Source organism: Halobacterium sp. MBLA0001 (assembly GCF_049705385.1).
Taxonomy (GTDB): Archaea; Halobacteriota; Halobacteria; order Halobacteriales; family Halobacteriaceae; genus Halobacterium; species Halobacterium salinarum.
Genome location: NZ_JBNAMQ010000007.1, coordinates 1,517,875 through 1,532,881, shown reverse-complemented (window position 1 = coordinate 1,532,881; position 15,007 = coordinate 1,517,875). Strand labels below are relative to the sequence as shown.

17 protein-coding genes and 1 tRNA gene are annotated in these 15,007 nt (G+C 63.4%); 5 read left to right on the top strand and 13 right to left on the bottom strand.

Annotation, left to right across the window (positions count from 1 at the left end; genetic code table 11):
• Positions 1-5: 5 nt before the first annotated feature.
• From ACOZ32_RS09175 to ACOZ32_RS09155, 5 genes are all read right to left on the bottom strand, one after another.
• Positions 6-698: a hypothetical protein gene (locus ACOZ32_RS09175; RefSeq protein WP_285253565.1), complete on the bottom strand. Its 693-nt coding sequence runs from the start codon at positions 696-698 to the stop codon at positions 6-8.
• 12 nt (positions 699-710) lie between these two features.
• Positions 711-971 carry a hypothetical protein gene (locus ACOZ32_RS09170; RefSeq protein ID WP_285253566.1) on the bottom strand — a complete coding sequence of 87 codons (261 nt, stop codon included), beginning with the start codon at positions 969-971 and terminating at the stop codon, positions 711-713.
• Between the two features lie 279 nt (positions 972-1,250).
• Complete coding sequence (locus ACOZ32_RS09165) at positions 1,251-1,970, bottom strand: HEAT repeat domain-containing protein (protein WP_285253567.1); 720 nt, start codon at positions 1,968-1,970, stop codon at positions 1,251-1,253.
• A gap of 294 nt (positions 1,971-2,264) precedes the next feature.
• Positions 2,265-2,714, bottom strand: a complete 450-nt coding sequence (locus ACOZ32_RS09160) for a hypothetical protein (RefSeq protein ID WP_285253568.1) — start codon at positions 2,712-2,714, stop codon at positions 2,265-2,267.
• 68 nt (positions 2,715-2,782) lie between these two features.
• Positions 2,783-2,958 (bottom strand) — tRNA-Trp (locus ACOZ32_RS09155).
• Positions 2,959-3,067: 109 nt separating this feature from the next.
• Here ACOZ32_RS09155 and ACOZ32_RS09150 point away from each other — a divergent pair.
• A complete protein-coding gene (locus ACOZ32_RS09150; RefSeq protein WP_010902717.1) occupies positions 3,068-3,280 on the top strand; it encodes a hypothetical protein in 213 nt (70 codons plus the stop codon).
• 4 nt (positions 3,281-3,284) lie between these two features.
• On the opposite strand, the gene ACOZ32_RS09145 is transcribed toward ACOZ32_RS09150, so the two are convergent.
• Both ACOZ32_RS09145 and ACOZ32_RS09140 read right to left on the bottom strand, forming a co-directional pair.
• On the bottom strand, positions 3,285-3,509 hold the full coding sequence (locus ACOZ32_RS09145; RefSeq protein WP_010902716.1) for a DUF5795 family protein: 225 nt from the start codon (positions 3,507-3,509) through the stop codon (positions 3,285-3,287).
• Between the two features lie 80 nt (positions 3,510-3,589).
• Complete coding sequence (locus tag ACOZ32_RS09140) at positions 3,590-4,507, bottom strand: DUF5794 domain-containing protein (RefSeq protein WP_136361314.1); 918 nt, start codon at positions 4,505-4,507, stop codon at positions 3,590-3,592.
• A gap of 510 nt (positions 4,508-5,017) precedes the next feature.
• Here ACOZ32_RS09140 and guaB point away from each other — a divergent pair.
• Positions 5,018-6,517: an IMP dehydrogenase gene (gene guaB / locus ACOZ32_RS09135; protein ID WP_012289261.1), complete on the top strand. Its 1,500-nt coding sequence runs from the start codon at positions 5,018-5,020 to the stop codon at positions 6,515-6,517.
• 142 nt (positions 6,518-6,659) lie between these two features.
• Here the strand turns inward: guaB and ACOZ32_RS09130 are convergent, their stop codons facing one another.
• Together ACOZ32_RS09130 and ACOZ32_RS09125 are read right to left on the bottom strand one after the other, a co-directional pair.
• Entirely contained in the window at positions 6,660-6,869 is a 210-nt protein-coding gene (locus ACOZ32_RS09130) for a DUF2061 domain-containing protein (protein WP_010902713.1), read from the bottom strand.
• Positions 6,870-6,876: 7 nt separating this feature from the next.
• Positions 6,877-7,077 carry a hypothetical protein gene (locus ACOZ32_RS09125; RefSeq protein ID WP_049892500.1) on the bottom strand — a complete coding sequence of 67 codons (201 nt, stop codon included), beginning with the start codon at positions 7,075-7,077 and terminating at the stop codon, positions 6,877-6,879.
• Positions 7,078-7,454: 377 nt separating this feature from the next.
• Between ACOZ32_RS09125 and ACOZ32_RS09120 the strand changes: the two genes are divergently transcribed.
• Together ACOZ32_RS09120 and ACOZ32_RS09115 are read left to right on the top strand one after the other, a co-directional pair.
• Positions 7,455-7,697: a hypothetical protein gene (locus ACOZ32_RS09120; RefSeq protein ID WP_227970929.1), complete on the top strand. Its 243-nt coding sequence runs from the start codon at positions 7,455-7,457 to the stop codon at positions 7,695-7,697.
• Positions 7,698-7,841: 144 nt separating this feature from the next.
• The gene (locus ACOZ32_RS09115; protein ID WP_205251703.1) at positions 7,842-8,852 is read left to right on the top strand and encodes an aldo/keto reductase; all 1,011 of its coding nucleotides are present in this window, start codon (positions 7,842-7,844) and stop codon (positions 8,850-8,852) included.
• Positions 8,853-8,858: 6 nt separating this feature from the next.
• Here ACOZ32_RS09115 and acs read toward each other — a convergent pair whose 3' ends face one another.
• The 3 genes from acs to ACOZ32_RS09100 all read right to left on the bottom strand — a co-directional run bounded on the left by acs (position 8,859) and on the right by ACOZ32_RS09100 (position 13,106).
• On the bottom strand, positions 8,859-10,862 hold the full coding sequence (gene acs / locus ACOZ32_RS09110; protein WP_424335161.1) for an acetate--CoA ligase: 2,004 nt from the start codon (positions 10,860-10,862) through the stop codon (positions 8,859-8,861).
• Between the two features lie 121 nt (positions 10,863-10,983).
• Positions 10,984-12,789 (bottom strand): bacterio-opsin activator domain-containing protein, encoded by a 1,806-nt coding sequence (locus tag ACOZ32_RS09105; RefSeq protein WP_424335160.1) that lies wholly within the window; start codon positions 12,787-12,789, stop codon positions 10,984-10,986.
• A gap of 128 nt (positions 12,790-12,917) precedes the next feature.
• Complete coding sequence (locus ACOZ32_RS09100) at positions 12,918-13,106, bottom strand: hypothetical protein (RefSeq protein ID WP_205251701.1); 189 nt, start codon at positions 13,104-13,106, stop codon at positions 12,918-12,920.
• A 212-nt stretch (positions 13,107-13,318) separates the two neighbouring features.
• On the opposite strand from ACOZ32_RS09100, the gene ACOZ32_RS09095 reads away from it, so the two are divergent.
• On the top strand, positions 13,319-13,591 hold the full coding sequence (locus tag ACOZ32_RS09095) for a winged helix-turn-helix domain-containing protein (RefSeq protein WP_424335159.1): 273 nt from the start codon (positions 13,319-13,321) through the stop codon (positions 13,589-13,591).
• A gap of 90 nt (positions 13,592-13,681) precedes the next feature.
• Here the strand turns inward: ACOZ32_RS09095 and ACOZ32_RS09090 are convergent, their stop codons facing one another.
• Complete coding sequence (locus tag ACOZ32_RS09090; protein WP_424335158.1) at positions 13,682-14,620, bottom strand: hypothetical protein; 939 nt, start codon at positions 14,618-14,620, stop codon at positions 13,682-13,684.
• Positions 14,621-15,007 lie beyond the last annotated feature (387 nt).

The following is a 15,007-nucleotide window of genomic DNA, read 5'->3' as shown; positions in this document are numbered from 1 at the left end:
CCACGCTAGTCCTGCCACTCAGGCTCTTTGTCGACAGACGCCTCTCCACCGCTGAGTGACTGTTGACCGTCTATCTCCTCCGTCTCTCTCGTGAGCTTGGCGTCTTGGTACTCCTCCTCAAGGTGGCGATCGTCGCGGTCGTCGGCAAAACGCTCAGATGCGCCTTGCGTGCTTTGCCCCTCGCGGTCGGACGTCCTTGAGGCCGCGTCACCGACCTCAAGCTGGCCCTGCCGGTCACGATCGTCGACGAGATCCGGACCATCGGCGTCCGCATGGCGCTCACCCTGGGGGTCGAGGACTCCGGCCTCCTCGGCGTCGCGGATTCGCTCCTCGAGATCGTCGACGTCGACCTCCTCTCGAATCCACTCATGGATAGCGCGCTCGAGGAGATCGTGCTCATCATCCCACTCGTTGCGATCGCTCTCAGCCATCAGTCGGCTCAGAGTTACCAACTCGTCAACTGAGAGATTCTCAATCGGTGGGATATCGCACGGCGCGGGTGGCATATCTGCGACTGTAAGCTTACCTACGTCGACCGGCTCAGGTTCATTCGTGGGTTCCTCGGCGTTGATGTTACCAACGTCTGTCTCGTTGGCTTTACCGAGATACTCCCATCTGTGTTCTCCATTACCAACGTATTCGACTCGGTAGGCGTACGGGCCTGCGCCATTGATTCGTTTGGTTTGGATGCTTGCCATCGTTATCAGGCATTAGTCGCCCACTGCGGGGCTTACGTCCGCAGATTTTCGTTCGCCGTTTATCGACCGGGCGAAGTCTTCGGCGTCCCTCGAGCAGCGCTCAAGCTGCTCGATTTCCTCGTTGGACCAGCCAAGATCTCGGAGTTCGTCGCAGGCTTCGTTGTGGCCCTCTTCGCAGGCTTCTCGGGCACGCTTCTCAAGCTGGCTCTGTGCCTTGTTGTAGGCGTCTGCATGCCGCTTGGCTTGTGCGCCCTCTCGCTCCTCGTGGTCCATCCGCTGGCCGTTTTCGTCGCGCCGTGCTCGCTCTGCGACGTCCGATGTTCGTCGACGGTTAGCTCCGGATCGTAGTGCGCAGTCCAGTCGTCGCCACCCTCGCTGGTAATCGGTGTCTCCGTAGCGCCAGGAACCGAGACCAATGCCGAATTTGACGCTGTTACGGTGATTTTGTGTCGGTCCATAGCGATGAATCGGCCGAGATCTTCTAGCCCATTCATAATTATAGCGAGCCAACCTGGGCGTTTAAATCGCTGGTTGGTAATGACGTGAGGTTAATCAGGCAGTCAATCTCTGTAGGGACTCGTGAGCTTGCTGGCGTACATCTGGCGAGGTGTCTTCCGAGAGATATTTTAGCATCTTTGCAGATTGCTTACAGGGAAGATTCTGAAGAGCATAGGCAGTCGATTGTCGAACGTCAGCATCTTCGTCTTTGGCAACTGGGGTTAGTGCTTTCGCAAAACTAGACGGGTCATCTGATTTGGCGCCAATATTACCTAGCGCGATGGCTAAATCAGCTTGAACATCCGAATCTGGATAGTTCAACATATCACGCAACGACTCGGCATGCGGACCAAACTCTTCCCCGTAGTCGCGTGTGAACCACTTAATTACGGCGGCGGATAGCTTTTGTATTTCTGTGTTCTTATGCTGGACTTGATCGACAAGTAAATTTACGATTTCGGATGTCTCCTTATCTGAGCGTTTGATAACCTTCCCGGGCGCACCTTCACACACAGGGAGAATTGTCTGGAGGGCCTTTTTCTGGGTTTCATCCTGGTAGTCATCAAGATAATTGACTGCCTTCGTAGCCGTGCTTTGTGAAGGATTTTTTGATAAATCACTAGCCTTTTTATATCGTTTGAAATCGCGCCCGCCTCTGATGAATCCCACAAAAAATAATCCCCACAACAACAGAGAGGCACCTATCATGACAGCATTTATTCCTTTTGGTGCATCAATAGAGAAAATCAACAATATAAGCCCGGTCAAGAACACAGTTATAACACCTCCTCTGGACCGCCTCGCCTTCTTTGAGTTCTGTTGAGGATGACTTGTATCTTGAAATATAATTATGCCAGGGAGCCAAAAGAAGGGGATACCTCGTGGACCGTGGAGTTTCATCCTAAATCGATGTTTCCGGACGAAAGATACGATCCTACTACCGATTCCTCTAGCTTTCGAAATCATATCTGGCGATACCGGGCTCAAAGTATATAATTATATCTTGAAACGAAGCAAGTGAGATTCAATTGACTTTGAGTAGGGGACACCCCTCTCACTCCCCCGAACCTATCTGTAGATATCCATCGTTGCTTGGTGGTTTTTCTCCGGAGAGTGTTCGCTAGTAACCTGTTGGAGCATATCCCACGCAGCCGCATCCGTACGCCAAAGCCGTTTACCGCCGTCGACAGGATGGACCACATCCCGGCGCTTAGCTTGCTCGAGGATCGGCTTACCAACAGCCACCTCCGACCACCGCCACCGATAGCTCGGGTCCAGAAGCCTCGGGAACTCCCGCTGATGAGTCCGGAACCAGTGAGGATCGCGGTAGCACGGCCAGCAGAGAACCGGCGCGTCGATCCCGTGACCGCGACACTCGAGATCGGGGATTTCGTCGTCGGCGAGGATCGGCTCCAGGTCGTTACCCTCGGCACTGTCGGTGTGGGGATCGGCCGAGACGGCCATGTCGGCGTAGTGTCGCGCCAGCCGGCGGACGGGCTCGAGCGACTCATCGCCCACCTCCGCAAAAAGTGATTTCGGTTAGATAGCCGCTGCTACGGAATAACACGGTACTTTGAAGCTGAATATGGGGCCGGAGGGATTTGAACCCCCGATCGACTGATATCTCCGGTGCGCCTCGGAACTCCAGAGGGTCGTCACAGCGGACCGATGATCAGTCGGCCGCTCGGTATACCAGTCTGGAGCGTCGTCCCGGGCGCGGGCCTCTGGAGTCAGTCGCCATGCCTGGCTTGGCCACAGCCCCGTGCGTTCCATCATACGGCGAATCTCCTCAAGAGGGTTTCGATTCGGGGGCCGCCCGGACCGCCACGCAGCGAGTGGGTTTTGTGGATCGCGCGGCATCGCTTGGGTGTATGCCAGAGTATCCGATTGTCGTGCGGGAGCTCGGCGGCGAGAACCGACTGGGCGTCGAGGACGCCGACGACTTCGAGGGGGATCTACGGGACGTTGTCGTCGAGGGCTACGACCGCGTGGCGGTTCCGGAGTACGAGGACGGCGACCGCGTCGGCACGGTCGTTGCGGCGTCCACCACGGAGATCGAAACCGTGCGCTGGACGACCGACTGAGCGGCTACGACTCTCGGGCGCTCCAGTCGCAGTCCTGGCATTTGTACCCGGTGATGAACTCCGTGACCGACGGCATATAGCCGACGGTCAGCACGTCGCTGCCGCACTCCGGACAGTCGCGGTCGGCGTCACTGATCGGCTCGGCGTCCATCACCGACGTGCCTTCGACGAGTTCCGCGAGTTTCTTTGGGGTGACCATGCGACCCTGCACGACGCGGTTGTCAGCCATACATGTACGCCTGACTGTGCGCACATGAAAGCGTGTCGTCGCCGGGCACACGATGACTGCGATGCGGTGTGGTCCGAGGGCTACAGCCAGGGCGCGCGCTCCTCGGCGGTGTCCTCGCCGGGGTAGCCGTACGCGGCCTCGTCGGGCTCGTGGCCGTTCCCGCCGTCAGTTGCGGGGGGCGTGGCGCGGGCGTCGGGGCCGTCGTCGGCCGGGACCGTGATGCCGTCCGGGCCGCCCTCGCCGTCAGGGGCGGCCTCGGCGTCGTCGCTGGCCGCCTGGTCGGGGTCGAACGCCAGCAGGCCCGCCACCGCGAACACCATCAGCGGCGCTTGTGACGGCACCAGGTTGAACACGGACAGCGCGAGCGTGGCGAGCGCGACGGCGGAGCCGAACCGGAACCGGTCGATGTCGACGACGCGGCGCAGGGCCGGCCCGAGCGCGACGACGACGAGCGCGAACGTGACTGCAACGCCGCCGGCGGCGGCGGCGTGCAACAGCAGCCCGTTCTCGTACTGCGTGACGAGCCTGGCGTTGGCCGGGCTCGCGCTGGCGAGAAAGCCCAGGCCGATGATGACACTGGGCGACGGCAGGTACTCCCCGATGGTGGCGCTGGCGGTTTTCGCGGCGATCGCGAGGATGACGAGCGCCGCGAAGCGCTCGAAGGTGTGGATGTCGACGACCGTGTCGACCGTCGGCGCGAGCGCCGCTTCGGCGGTCGCGATGACGATGAGCGGGACGCCGACGATCAGCACGCTGGTGGCTTGTTCGCGGCGGGTGCCGTCCATCTCCGCGAGGATGACTGCCAGGGTGGCGCTGCCGCCGAACACGAGCAGGCCCGTCTGGAGGACGCCGGCCCACGTGTCGAGTGCGCCGGCGAGCACGAGCGCCGCGAAGATCCCATCGACGAGCGGCAACAGCGTTACCGTCGCGAGAAGCTTGGTCGCGCCGCCTACCTGTTGCTCCAGCCGGAGCGCAACGGGGTGACGTGAGCTGCTCATATGCTATCTTCTCAACGTGGGGGTGTGGTCGGAGCGACGATACAGACGGGCGGTCGTGCGTGCGCCTGTATTTGTTGCTGGCGGGAATCCGAGCCAGCGCCCACGTCGGTGGTCCATCGTCCCAAGGGTAAATTTCGGTACGTCCGGGGAAACGGCAGTGTGGTTGCCGGTCGTACGCTTCGTGTTGGGACTGATGGAGTCCATACGTGCAGTAAATTCGTTTGAATGCATAAAGATTGCGTGACAAAGAGACGCATATGGTAAGGAACCGATACCGGTCTTTAAGTCGGGGCTTTGGGTTATCTACCCACGGTGGTAGTTTATCGAGAATACAACGATGCTTTAGAACGTCTATGAAGAACTGGTGGGAGAACGCCCGTCGAACTGTACACGTGTTGTTCCCCCGACGGGAATGCACAACCATGCATGGTGGTCTCCCCCACGTATCTCCGCCGGGTCACGTTCGCCCAATCTCGCAACGCTTTTGCGGTCTCACACCGACCGTTTGACATGGCGAACGATTCCTCAACGGACGGCAGATTCTCCGAGAAGCTTCGCGTCCCGGAAGCGCTCACGTTCGACGACGTGCTGTTGCGCCCGGCCGAGAGCCGCGTCGAACCGGACGACGCCGACGTCGCCACGCGCGTCTCCACGAACGTCGAACTCGAAGTCCCCGTACTGTCGGCCGCCATGGACACGGTCACCGAGTCCCGGCTTGCGATCGCGATGGCACGCGAGGGCGGCCTGGGCGTCCTCCACCAGAACATGGACACGGACCGAGTCGTCGCGGAGGTCGAACGCGTCAAGCGCGCCGACGAACTCGTCATCGACCGCGAGAACGTCGTCACGGCCGCCCCCGAGCAGACCGTCGAGGCCGTCGACGAGATGATGGACCGCAGCGACGTCTCCGGTGCCCCGGTCGTCGACGACGACGACACGGTACGCGGCATCATCTCCGCGACGGACATCCGGCCGTATCTCGAAGTCGGCGAGTCGGATGCCGTTCGGGAGGCGATGACCGACGAGGTCATCACCGCCCCCGAAGACATCACCGCACGCGACGCGCTCGAACTCATGTACGAGCACAAAATCGAGCGCGTTCCGATCGTCAACGACGAGCAGCACCTCGTCGGCCTGGTCACCATGCAGGGCATCCTCGAACGCCGCGAACACGGCAGCGCCGCCCGCGACCAGAACGGCCGCCTCCGCGTCGGCGTCGCCGTCGGTCCCTTCGACACGGAGCGCGCGACCGCGGTCGACGAGGCGGGCGCGGACGTGCTGTTCATCGACTGTGCGCACGCACACAACCTGAACGTCATCGACTCCGCCCGCGAGATCAAAGCCAGCGTCGACGCCGACGTGGTCGTCGGCAACGTCGGCACCCGCGAAGCCGCCGAAGCGGTCGTGGACTTCGCCGACGGCATCAAGGTCGGGATCGGGCCGGGGTCGATCTGCACCACCCGCGTCGTCACCGGGTCCGGCATGCCACAGATCACGGCCGTCTCACAGGTCGCCGACGTCGCCGCGCCGGCCGGCGTGCCCGTGATCGCCGACGGCGGAATCCGGTACTCCGGCGACGCCGCGAAAGCCATCGCCGCGGGTGCCGACGCCGTGATGCTCGGATCGTACTTCGCCGGCACCGACGAGGCACCCGGCCGCGTCATCACGATGAACGGCAAGAAGTACAAGCAGTACCGCGGCATGGGCTCGGTCGGGGCGATGCAGTCCGGTGGCAGCGACCGCTACCTCAAAGACGACGACGAGGACGAGGAGTACGTCCCCGAGGGCGTCGAGGCTGCAACCCCCTACAAGGGGTCGCTGGCGTCGGAACTCCACCAGCTCGTCGGCGGCATCCAGTCCGGCATGGGGTACGTCGGGGCCGAGTCGATCCCGGCGTTCAAGGCTGACGCCGAGTTCGTGCGCGTCTCCGCGGCGGGACAGACCGAGGGCCACCCTCACGACGTGATGATCACGGACGAAGCGCCGAACTACAGCCCACAAGGCGAGTAGCGGCCTCCGCGATCGATCGCGCGGGATTTTGGACCGCTGGGGGTCGGACGGCAGGTCGGTCACGCAGCTTACGTGCGCGAGCGCACGGTGCGTAGTCCGGGAGAGGTCGGTGCGGGGTTGCCACCACTCACAGGCCGCCTTGTCAGGCGGCCTGCCGTCCCCACGAGATGGTGCTCCAGAGGCGCTCCCAGAGGTAGTACAGTACGGTCTTTCCGACGGCAGCAGAAACCCCGATCTTCGCCGCGGAGCCGAACTCACCGGTGTAGAGGAACGCGATGGTGAACACCAGCGTCGTGGCGAACACGCGGTACGACGCTGCCTTCACCGCCGACCGGTAGCGTGAGTCTGCCATCGGGGGCTCACTCCACGTACCCGAGTTCGGCGAGTTTCTGCCCGAGTTCGCGGGCCTCCTGTTCGGTGATCTCGCCGTCGTCCTCCATCTCGCGGACGACGAGGTGTTTCACGAACTCCTTCGGGGAGGCGAACGGTTCGTCCTCGATGTAGGTTTCGACGTCGCTGACGAAGTCCTTCCTCAGAGAGATGGTGGTGTAGTCGGACACGACCGGAGCGTCTCGCGCACTCACATTAATCGTTGTTATATGTAATTAAACGCGGGCTGGCGGCAGCCAGCGCGTCACGACGTGGGTTTCGAGACCCATTGGCTACCGGATCCGGACGGCGGTGCACACGTCTCCGTGGACGTACTGGGGTGTCTCCATGCGGGGGTTGCCGCCACCGTGGTACGACGAACTCCCCCGGCTGGTCGCAGACCGCCGTTCGATGTCGGCGTCGCTCGGTTGCCTCGGCGAGTCGGGGTCTGCCAGTGAGTGAAAGGTGATGCCACGCGCACTCCGCCCAGTGCGGGAACCGGGACCAGCAAGTCACTGATCACCGGCTTTCCCAAAGTTATATGCCTATTGCGTCAAACATGTTACGTATGTCGTCCTCCACGAAACTAGTCGAATGGATCGGTCGGGTGTCGGCCGGCGCGTTGGGATGGGTGCTCGTATTCATGGGTACCTTCGGCGCCCTGTTCGGCCTCGTCCAGCTGTTCTTCGGCCCGGAATGGCGGGGGCCGGTCGGCTCGCTGGTCGTGCTCGCGGTATCGCTGCTCGTGGTCGCCATGGGGATCTACGGGAACCCCACGTACCGGGAGCGCATTCACGCCACGCTCGGTTGACGTCCGCCCCGGATTGAGTTTTGCGCCGGTTCGTCCCACAGTTTGGACTGCCCACCGGCGGGTGCCCGCGTCCGGCCGCCAGGCCGCCGCGGGTTGCCGATTGTTGAACGCATATGGGCGTGGTCGTGCTACTCGGAGCCGACCATGCCACCCACGGACGACCAGCCGCTCGGCTTCGTGCAGCTCGGCGACACCGGACTCCAGACGAGTGCCCTCCAGTTCGGGACGTGGCGGTTCGGCAAGCGAACGGAGTCCGGCGACCTCGAAATCAGCGAGCAACGCGCCCACGACCTCCTCGATACGTACGCCGACGCGGGCGGCCGGTATATCGACACCGCCGACGTGTACGGCGGCGGCGACAGCGAACGCTGGATCGGCGACTGGCTGTCGGACCGCGACCGTGACCGGTACACCATCGCCTCCAAGATCTACTGGCAGGTGCGCGACGGCGACCCCAACAGTCGGGGGACGAACCGCAAAACCATCCGCAACCGCATCACCGCGCTGCTCGATCGCCTCGGCACGGAGTACCTCGACGTGTTGTACATCCACCGCTGGGACGGCGACACCACGGCCCGCGAGCTCATGCGGACGCTCAACGACCTGGTCGCCGACGGGCTCGTCCATTACCTGGGCGCGTCGACGCTCCAGCCGAACGCCTGGCGGATCGCGCGGGCCAACGAGCTCGCGCGCGCCGAGGGCTGGGAGCCGTTCAGCGTGCTCCAGCCGCGGTACAACCTGGTTGACCGCGAGATCGAAGGCGACTACCTCACGTTCGCCCGCGAGCAGGGGCTTGCGGTCTGCCCGTGGAGCCCGCTGGCACAGGGCTTTCTCACCGGGAAGTACAGCCGGGACGACGGCCTCACCGGCGAGTCGAAGGCCAGCGACTCCAGCCGGTGGGCGGACACCTACCTCACGGACGCGAACTTCGACGCCCACGACGTCCTGGACGCGGTCGCGGACGAGGTCGAGGCGTCGCCGCCCCAGGTCGCGCTGGCGTGGCTGCTGCACCGCGACGGCATCACGGCCCCTATCGTCGGCGCGCGCACCCCCGACCAGCTGTCGGAGAACATCGACGCGGCGACCATCGACCTGACCGACGACCAGATGGCGCGGCTCACGGACGCGGTCGCCGGACCGTACGCGGACCTCTGAATCGGGTCAGTCGCCGGCCAACTGGTCCTGAATCGTCTCCACCACGTCGGGGTTCCGGAGCGTCGAGGTGTCCCCGAGGTCGGCGTCGTTTGCGATGTCCTCCAGGAGCCGGCGCATGATCTTCCCCGACCGCGTCTTCGGGAGTTCCGGCGCGAACACGACTGCTTCCGGGCGCGCGATGGGGCCGATGGCGTCCTCCACGCTGGCCACGATGCGCTCACGGAGGGCGTCGCTGGCGTCGTGGTCGTCCGTGGTGAGCACGTACGCGTACACGGCTTCGCCTTTCAGGTCGTGGTCGCCGCCGACGACCGCCGCCTCCGCAACCCCCGGCACGTCGACGATGGCCGATTCGATCTCCATCGTGCCCAGGCGGTGCCCGGAGACGTTCACCACGTCGTCGACGCGCCCCAGGACCGTGATGTAGCCGTCGTCGTCGACTTTCGCGCCGTCCTCCGGGAAGTACACCCAGTCCGCGGGGTCGCTGCTGTCGGTGTCGGAGTATACCCGCCAGTACTCGTCGATGAACCGCTCGTCGTTCTCGTAGAGGGTTTGGAGCATCCCCGGCCACGGCTTCTGGATGGTCAGGTGGCCCGCCCGCCCGCCCGCCACGTCGTCGCCGTCGGTGTCGATGACGCGCGCGTCGACGCCCGGCAGTGGGCGGCCCGCCGACCCCGGCTTCATCGTGGAGACGCCGGGCAGCCCCGTGACCATCATGCCGCCGGTCTCGGTCTGCCACCACGTGTCCACGATCGGGCACGACTCGTCGCCGATGTGGGTGTAATACCACGTCCAAGCGCGTGGGTTGATCGGCTCCCCGACGGTTCCGAGCAGCCGCAGGCTGGAGAGGTCGTGGGCGTCGGGGTACTCCACCCCCCATTTCATGAACGACCGGATCGCCGTCGGCGCGGTGTACAGTTGGGTTGCCTCGTAGGACTCGACGAGCTCCCACAGGCGGTCCTTGTCGGGGTGGTCCGGGGCGCCCTCGTAGAGCATCGTCGTGGTGCCAAGCGCCAGGGGCCCGTAGACGATGTAGGAGTGGCCGGTGATCCAGCCGATGTCCGCCGAGCAGAAGTAGGTGTCAGACGGCTTGATGTCCAGGACCGCCTGCGAGGTCCAGGCGGCCCACGAGAGGTAGCCACCCGTGGAGTGGGTGACGCCTTTGGGCTGGCCGGTGGTGCCCGACGTGTACATCAAGAACAGCATGTCGGTGGCGTCGCGCTCGACCGGCGAGACGCTGGCACCGTCGTGGGCGGCGACGACGGCGTCGTAGTCGTGGTGTGCGGCCGGGCGGTCGTGGTCGAAGCCGTCGCCGTTCGCGCCGAGGCGGTCGACGACGACCACGTCACTGACCGCGTGTGACACCCCGGCCAGGCCGTCGAGCGTTTTCGCGTAGTGATCGAGGGGGTCGCCGCGCCGGTAGTAGCCGTCACAGGTGACGAGATACTCCGAGTCGGCGGCGTTCATTCGCGTGCTGAGCGCGTCCGCGGAGAAGCCCGCGAACACCACCGAGTGTGGCGCGCCGAGGCGCGCGCAGGCCAGCATCGCGATCGGCAACTCGGGCACCATCGGCATGTACAGCGTGACGATGTCGTCCTCGCCGACACCCATCTCGCGCAGCCCGGCGGCGAACTCGTTGACCTCCCGATGGAGCTGGGCGTACGTGTACGTGCGGTTGGCTTCGTCGGCCGGCTCGCCCACCCACTCGATGGCGGCCTCGTCGCCGCGCTCGTCGAGGTGGCGGTCCAGACAGTTCGCGCTCGCGTTCAGGCCGCCGCCCGGGAACCACTCGTAGAACGGCGGGTTCGAATCGTCGAGGACCTGATCGTACGGCGTCTCCCAGTCCAGCAGGTCGGCCGCGTCAGTCCAGCATTCGGGCCAGGTCGCATCGAACTCGTCGTAGATACCCGGGTCGGAGACGTTCGCCTGCTCGACGAACGACTCGGGCGGCGTGAACTCGTCCTGGTCGGTGAGTCGCGCCTCCAGCTCCGGGGTGTCGGTGTCGTTGCTCATGTCCCAGTTGCACCCAAACCAACCATCCTGTTAAGCACGAACGCTAATTATCCTAATTGTCCATTCGGGATCGGGTGCTCGGAACCGCCCCACGACGGTGGGGTGTGTGGACACACCTGGGTTACTGTCGCGTGTCCGGCCAGGGCGTGTCCGGGTCGCAGCCACCATCGCTGTCGATGACCGTCGCCAGCAGCTTCTGCTGGGCGCGCCGCAAGTGGTTGTGCAGCGTGGGGGCTGTCACGCCCATGTCGGCCGCGAGGTCCTCGGCGGTCGACTCCCGGGGCCACTCGAAGTAGCCGGCGTGAAACGCCGCCCGCAGGACCGCCGCCTGCTTGTCGGTGAGCGCGTCGTGCAGCGACGCCCCGTCGCGCTGCCCCGTCTCGTCGCCGCGGGCGCGCTCGCGCTTGGCCGCCAGCGACACGCCGGGGAACGCCGTGGCGAGGGCATCGAGGAGCGCACGCACGTCCGTCTCGGGGGCCACGCCGGCGACGACGCGCTCCCCACCGGGGCCGGCGCTGAGATCCCGGATCGTCCCGCCGTGGCTGACGACCGCCATCGCGAGATCAGCGCCCGGGGCCACCCCGACCGCGAGCACCGCCTCGCCGCCCTGGTCGCGGACCACGCGCACGCTCACGACGCCGTCGTGGTCGTGCAGCCAGTCACGGACGCCGTCCGCGGGTGCGCCGGCGACCCGCACGAAGAACACGAGTGTCTGCCGGTCACCGGGCACGACACCCTCCAGGGAGAGGTCACACCCCTGTTCGATCGCGGTGCGCGCGAACACCGACCCCGCCCGGACCTCGAACGCGACTTCGAGAACGGTGTCCGTCAGCAGGCGGTGGCGCTGCTCGGCCAGCGCGACCGCCCGGCCCACGCGACGCCCCAGGTCCGTGATGAGGGTGCGCTCGCGCTGGCTGAACCGTGCTGTTGACGCCCCCACGGCCAGGACGCCGTGGGCCGCCTCGGGTCCGGCAACCGGAACGACGCCCATCGCCTGAACGCCCGCCGCCGCGGCGTGCTCGCGCAGCGCCGCGACCGCCGGGGCAGCGCTCGCGGCCGGCGTGAACAGCCCTGTCCCGTCGTCGAGGGCGGCTTGCACGAGCGTCGCGCCCGGGGCGGCGCTCGCGTCGTCGCGGATCGCACAGTCGCCGCCCGCGGTCGCGGCAACGGTCACGTCGTCGCGGGTCGTCGGCCGCGCCAGCCACGCCATCTCGTAGGCGTCGCTGGCGGCCAAGGCCTCGCAGACGGCCGTCTCGACGGCCCCCCGAGTGCTCGCATCCGATAGGGCGTCCCCCGCCGCGAGGACGGCGCTGTGCGCTTCATCCACCCGGTCGTGTGCCCGCTGCTCGCTGCGGCCCGTCGGCGCTCGCGTCGTGCCTGCGAACGCCCGGGCGATGGCGTCCCGGTCGACGCCGTCCACCGCGGCGTACTGATCGAGGCTGGCGAGCCGCGACCAGCCACCGACTGCCGCCACGACACGCGGGTCGACGCCCGCCCCCGTGAGCAGCCGCCTGGCGAAAAACGAGCGCAGGTCCTGGGCGGCGACGCCGTCCAAGCCGGCCGTGTCGGTGCGCCCGGCGACCGCGTTGACCAGCGTTTGGACGCGGCGCGCCGACACGTCGACCAGCGGGTCGTCATCGGCCAGGCCCGCGGCGTCGGCGCGCCGCCGGATGTCGCGCTCAACCGCGGGCGGGAGGTAGGCGTCGCGGTCGCTGCCGCCGTCGGCACCGGGCACGGCCAGGAAATAGTGTGTGACACCGTCGTGGTCGTGGGGCGCGACGTCACACGGGCGGACGCGCAGTATCTCGGCGGACGTCAGCCCGACCTCGCCGGCCAGCCCCACCACCACCGCCTCCCGGGGGGTTTCGGTTGCGCCGCGCAGCTCCCGGTAGTCGGCGTCGGTCACGCGACCGTCAGCCCCACGCATACTTCGTGATTATTTCGAATCCCGAACCATCAACCTTGCGTGGTCGTCCGCGCCGACTGCGCCGGGCTGACGGGGGCGCGAGCCCGGCGACGCAGCCCGCTGGCGGGCGGCGTCGCGGCGTGGCGGCGTCAGTCGTCGTCTCGCCCGGCGATGAGGGCGTCGATGTGCGCGGGGCTGATCGAACACCCGCACGGGCTGGCGGTGGCGTCGGTCGGCCCGTGCTGTGTGACCGCCTGCACCCCCCGCCCGCAGTTCGGACAGTCGAAATGCTGTGCGCCGTCGGAACGCTCTTCAGCGTTGTCGGTGGACTCTAGCATGGCTTCTGTAGCTGCGGTACAGGAGCCCGCGCGAGCCTGCTGTTGGTGCAGCGAGGCTCGCACTCTTTCGACACTTTGACTCCTGTACCTAGTCGTTGTGTCTGTCTGCCACTTATTCCTTACCAATAGTTTTGTTTGTACCTCAAACACAAATATACGGGCGTTACAGGCCATGAAAATAGTAATACGCCCATAGATGACTGAAATTCAGTATGCCGAAGCCCCAGTTAGCGTCGTGGATGACGCCCGTGGATAGGGACATCCTCGAACAACTGCAGAACAAGGGGGCCGAGGAACTGATTCTCAACCCCACCGCGATAGCGGCCAACATTGATTGGGGCAGTCAAACCGTCCGCGAACACATGATGGTTCTTCGGGAATACGGATTAGTCGAGTACTTCGACGAAGACCGCGCGCTCTATCAACTCTCCGAGCGGGGGAGCGAGTGGCTCAATGGCGACCTCAATACCGCGGAACTCGAATAGTACTTAGGATAGAATCAAGCAACCATAGCCAAACGGGCATTCGATGATGGAGTGAGTGACTGCTGTTCTTAGATTACTATGTGAGTGTTTTCACCACCAGCCCCTACCCATTGGTGAATCCATTCCATTGGAGTTCTGATATATGTTCTCAAAGCTGAAATCCTCACTCAAATCTGCCATCTTTACATCAATTATCTCTTCCTCGCACCCTTTACCCAGAACATTTTTATATGTATATTTTAATTTATATCCTACAAAATCGTACCCCTGATCCGATAGGAAGTCGTAAGCATTTTCGAAACTAGTTGGCATGGCGTCCCCAGGATGAGCGTACGGGCCGCTGTACTCCATCATTTGTATTTCGGCAGTAAATTTTTCTTTTTCGTTTGCTCTAATTACAGGCTCACTTCGAGATCTTTCTTTGTCATTCGTTCCTGCATATTGGAGCGAGGTGATTCTCGCAGTCATTCCCCTTCGGCAATCCACCCTCTGACCTTGCCTGTTATCTACTCGAATCACACTTTCTGTTGTTTCTTCGATCTCAGACAAGGGAATGGGGTGGCCTCTGCTAACTTTGACGCCATCGTTTAGTGTGACAGATTCCAATACAAAAAAACTAATTTCCAGATCGAGCCCACGTACTATGCCAGTCCCACTGTTTTTACACGTAATGTCAATTTTGTTTTCATTAATATCGCCCTCAGAAAACGATACACTCGGAATTGGCTCGAATTGAGCTTCCAGTAGGTCCTTTTGAGTATCAAGAATCTGAGTTTGCTTCTCCATCGACGACTCTTGACCGGCCTCTGATTCCCGTATATCGCGGTAGATCAGGATTAAGGTTAGGGTTAGTAGTGTATTCACCGCCAAGCTGACCACGTCTATTGCCGTACTCATCGTTGAAGTAGTTGTGATGAGACGGTTCACAAGGAGACTTAGAAAGAATGTTAGAAGAACTACAATAATTGTCGTTAGGATTATAAATAATGCCATACGTGGGTATTTTTCCCAGTCTTCAGGCTCAAACATACTTCTGGCAACTCAGGGAATGAACATATATCCATCTCATACCGCATACCGTTGAGTCCAAGTCAAATAGCCGAGCGCGTCGAGGACGCGAGTGCGGCAGTCACTGGCGCGCACGAACCCGACGGTCTCCCAGCCAACATTTTTAGTACCCACAACGGCCATCAGGCACCGACCTCCGCCGTCGTGAGAAACACTTCGGGCTCGTACGTGATTCGGGCAGTTCCGAGAACTCGTTTTGAAAGCGGCTGTCAGAAATGTTGCCCTCGCTATCTACTGGTTCAGCGCAGATGTCCGTATTCAGGTTCTCGTTGACCTGTGACTCCCTTCTATTGGTGCTCTCTGTATCCTCCTGGCCACCCTCACGCTTGGTCCCGCGAATTCCGTGAA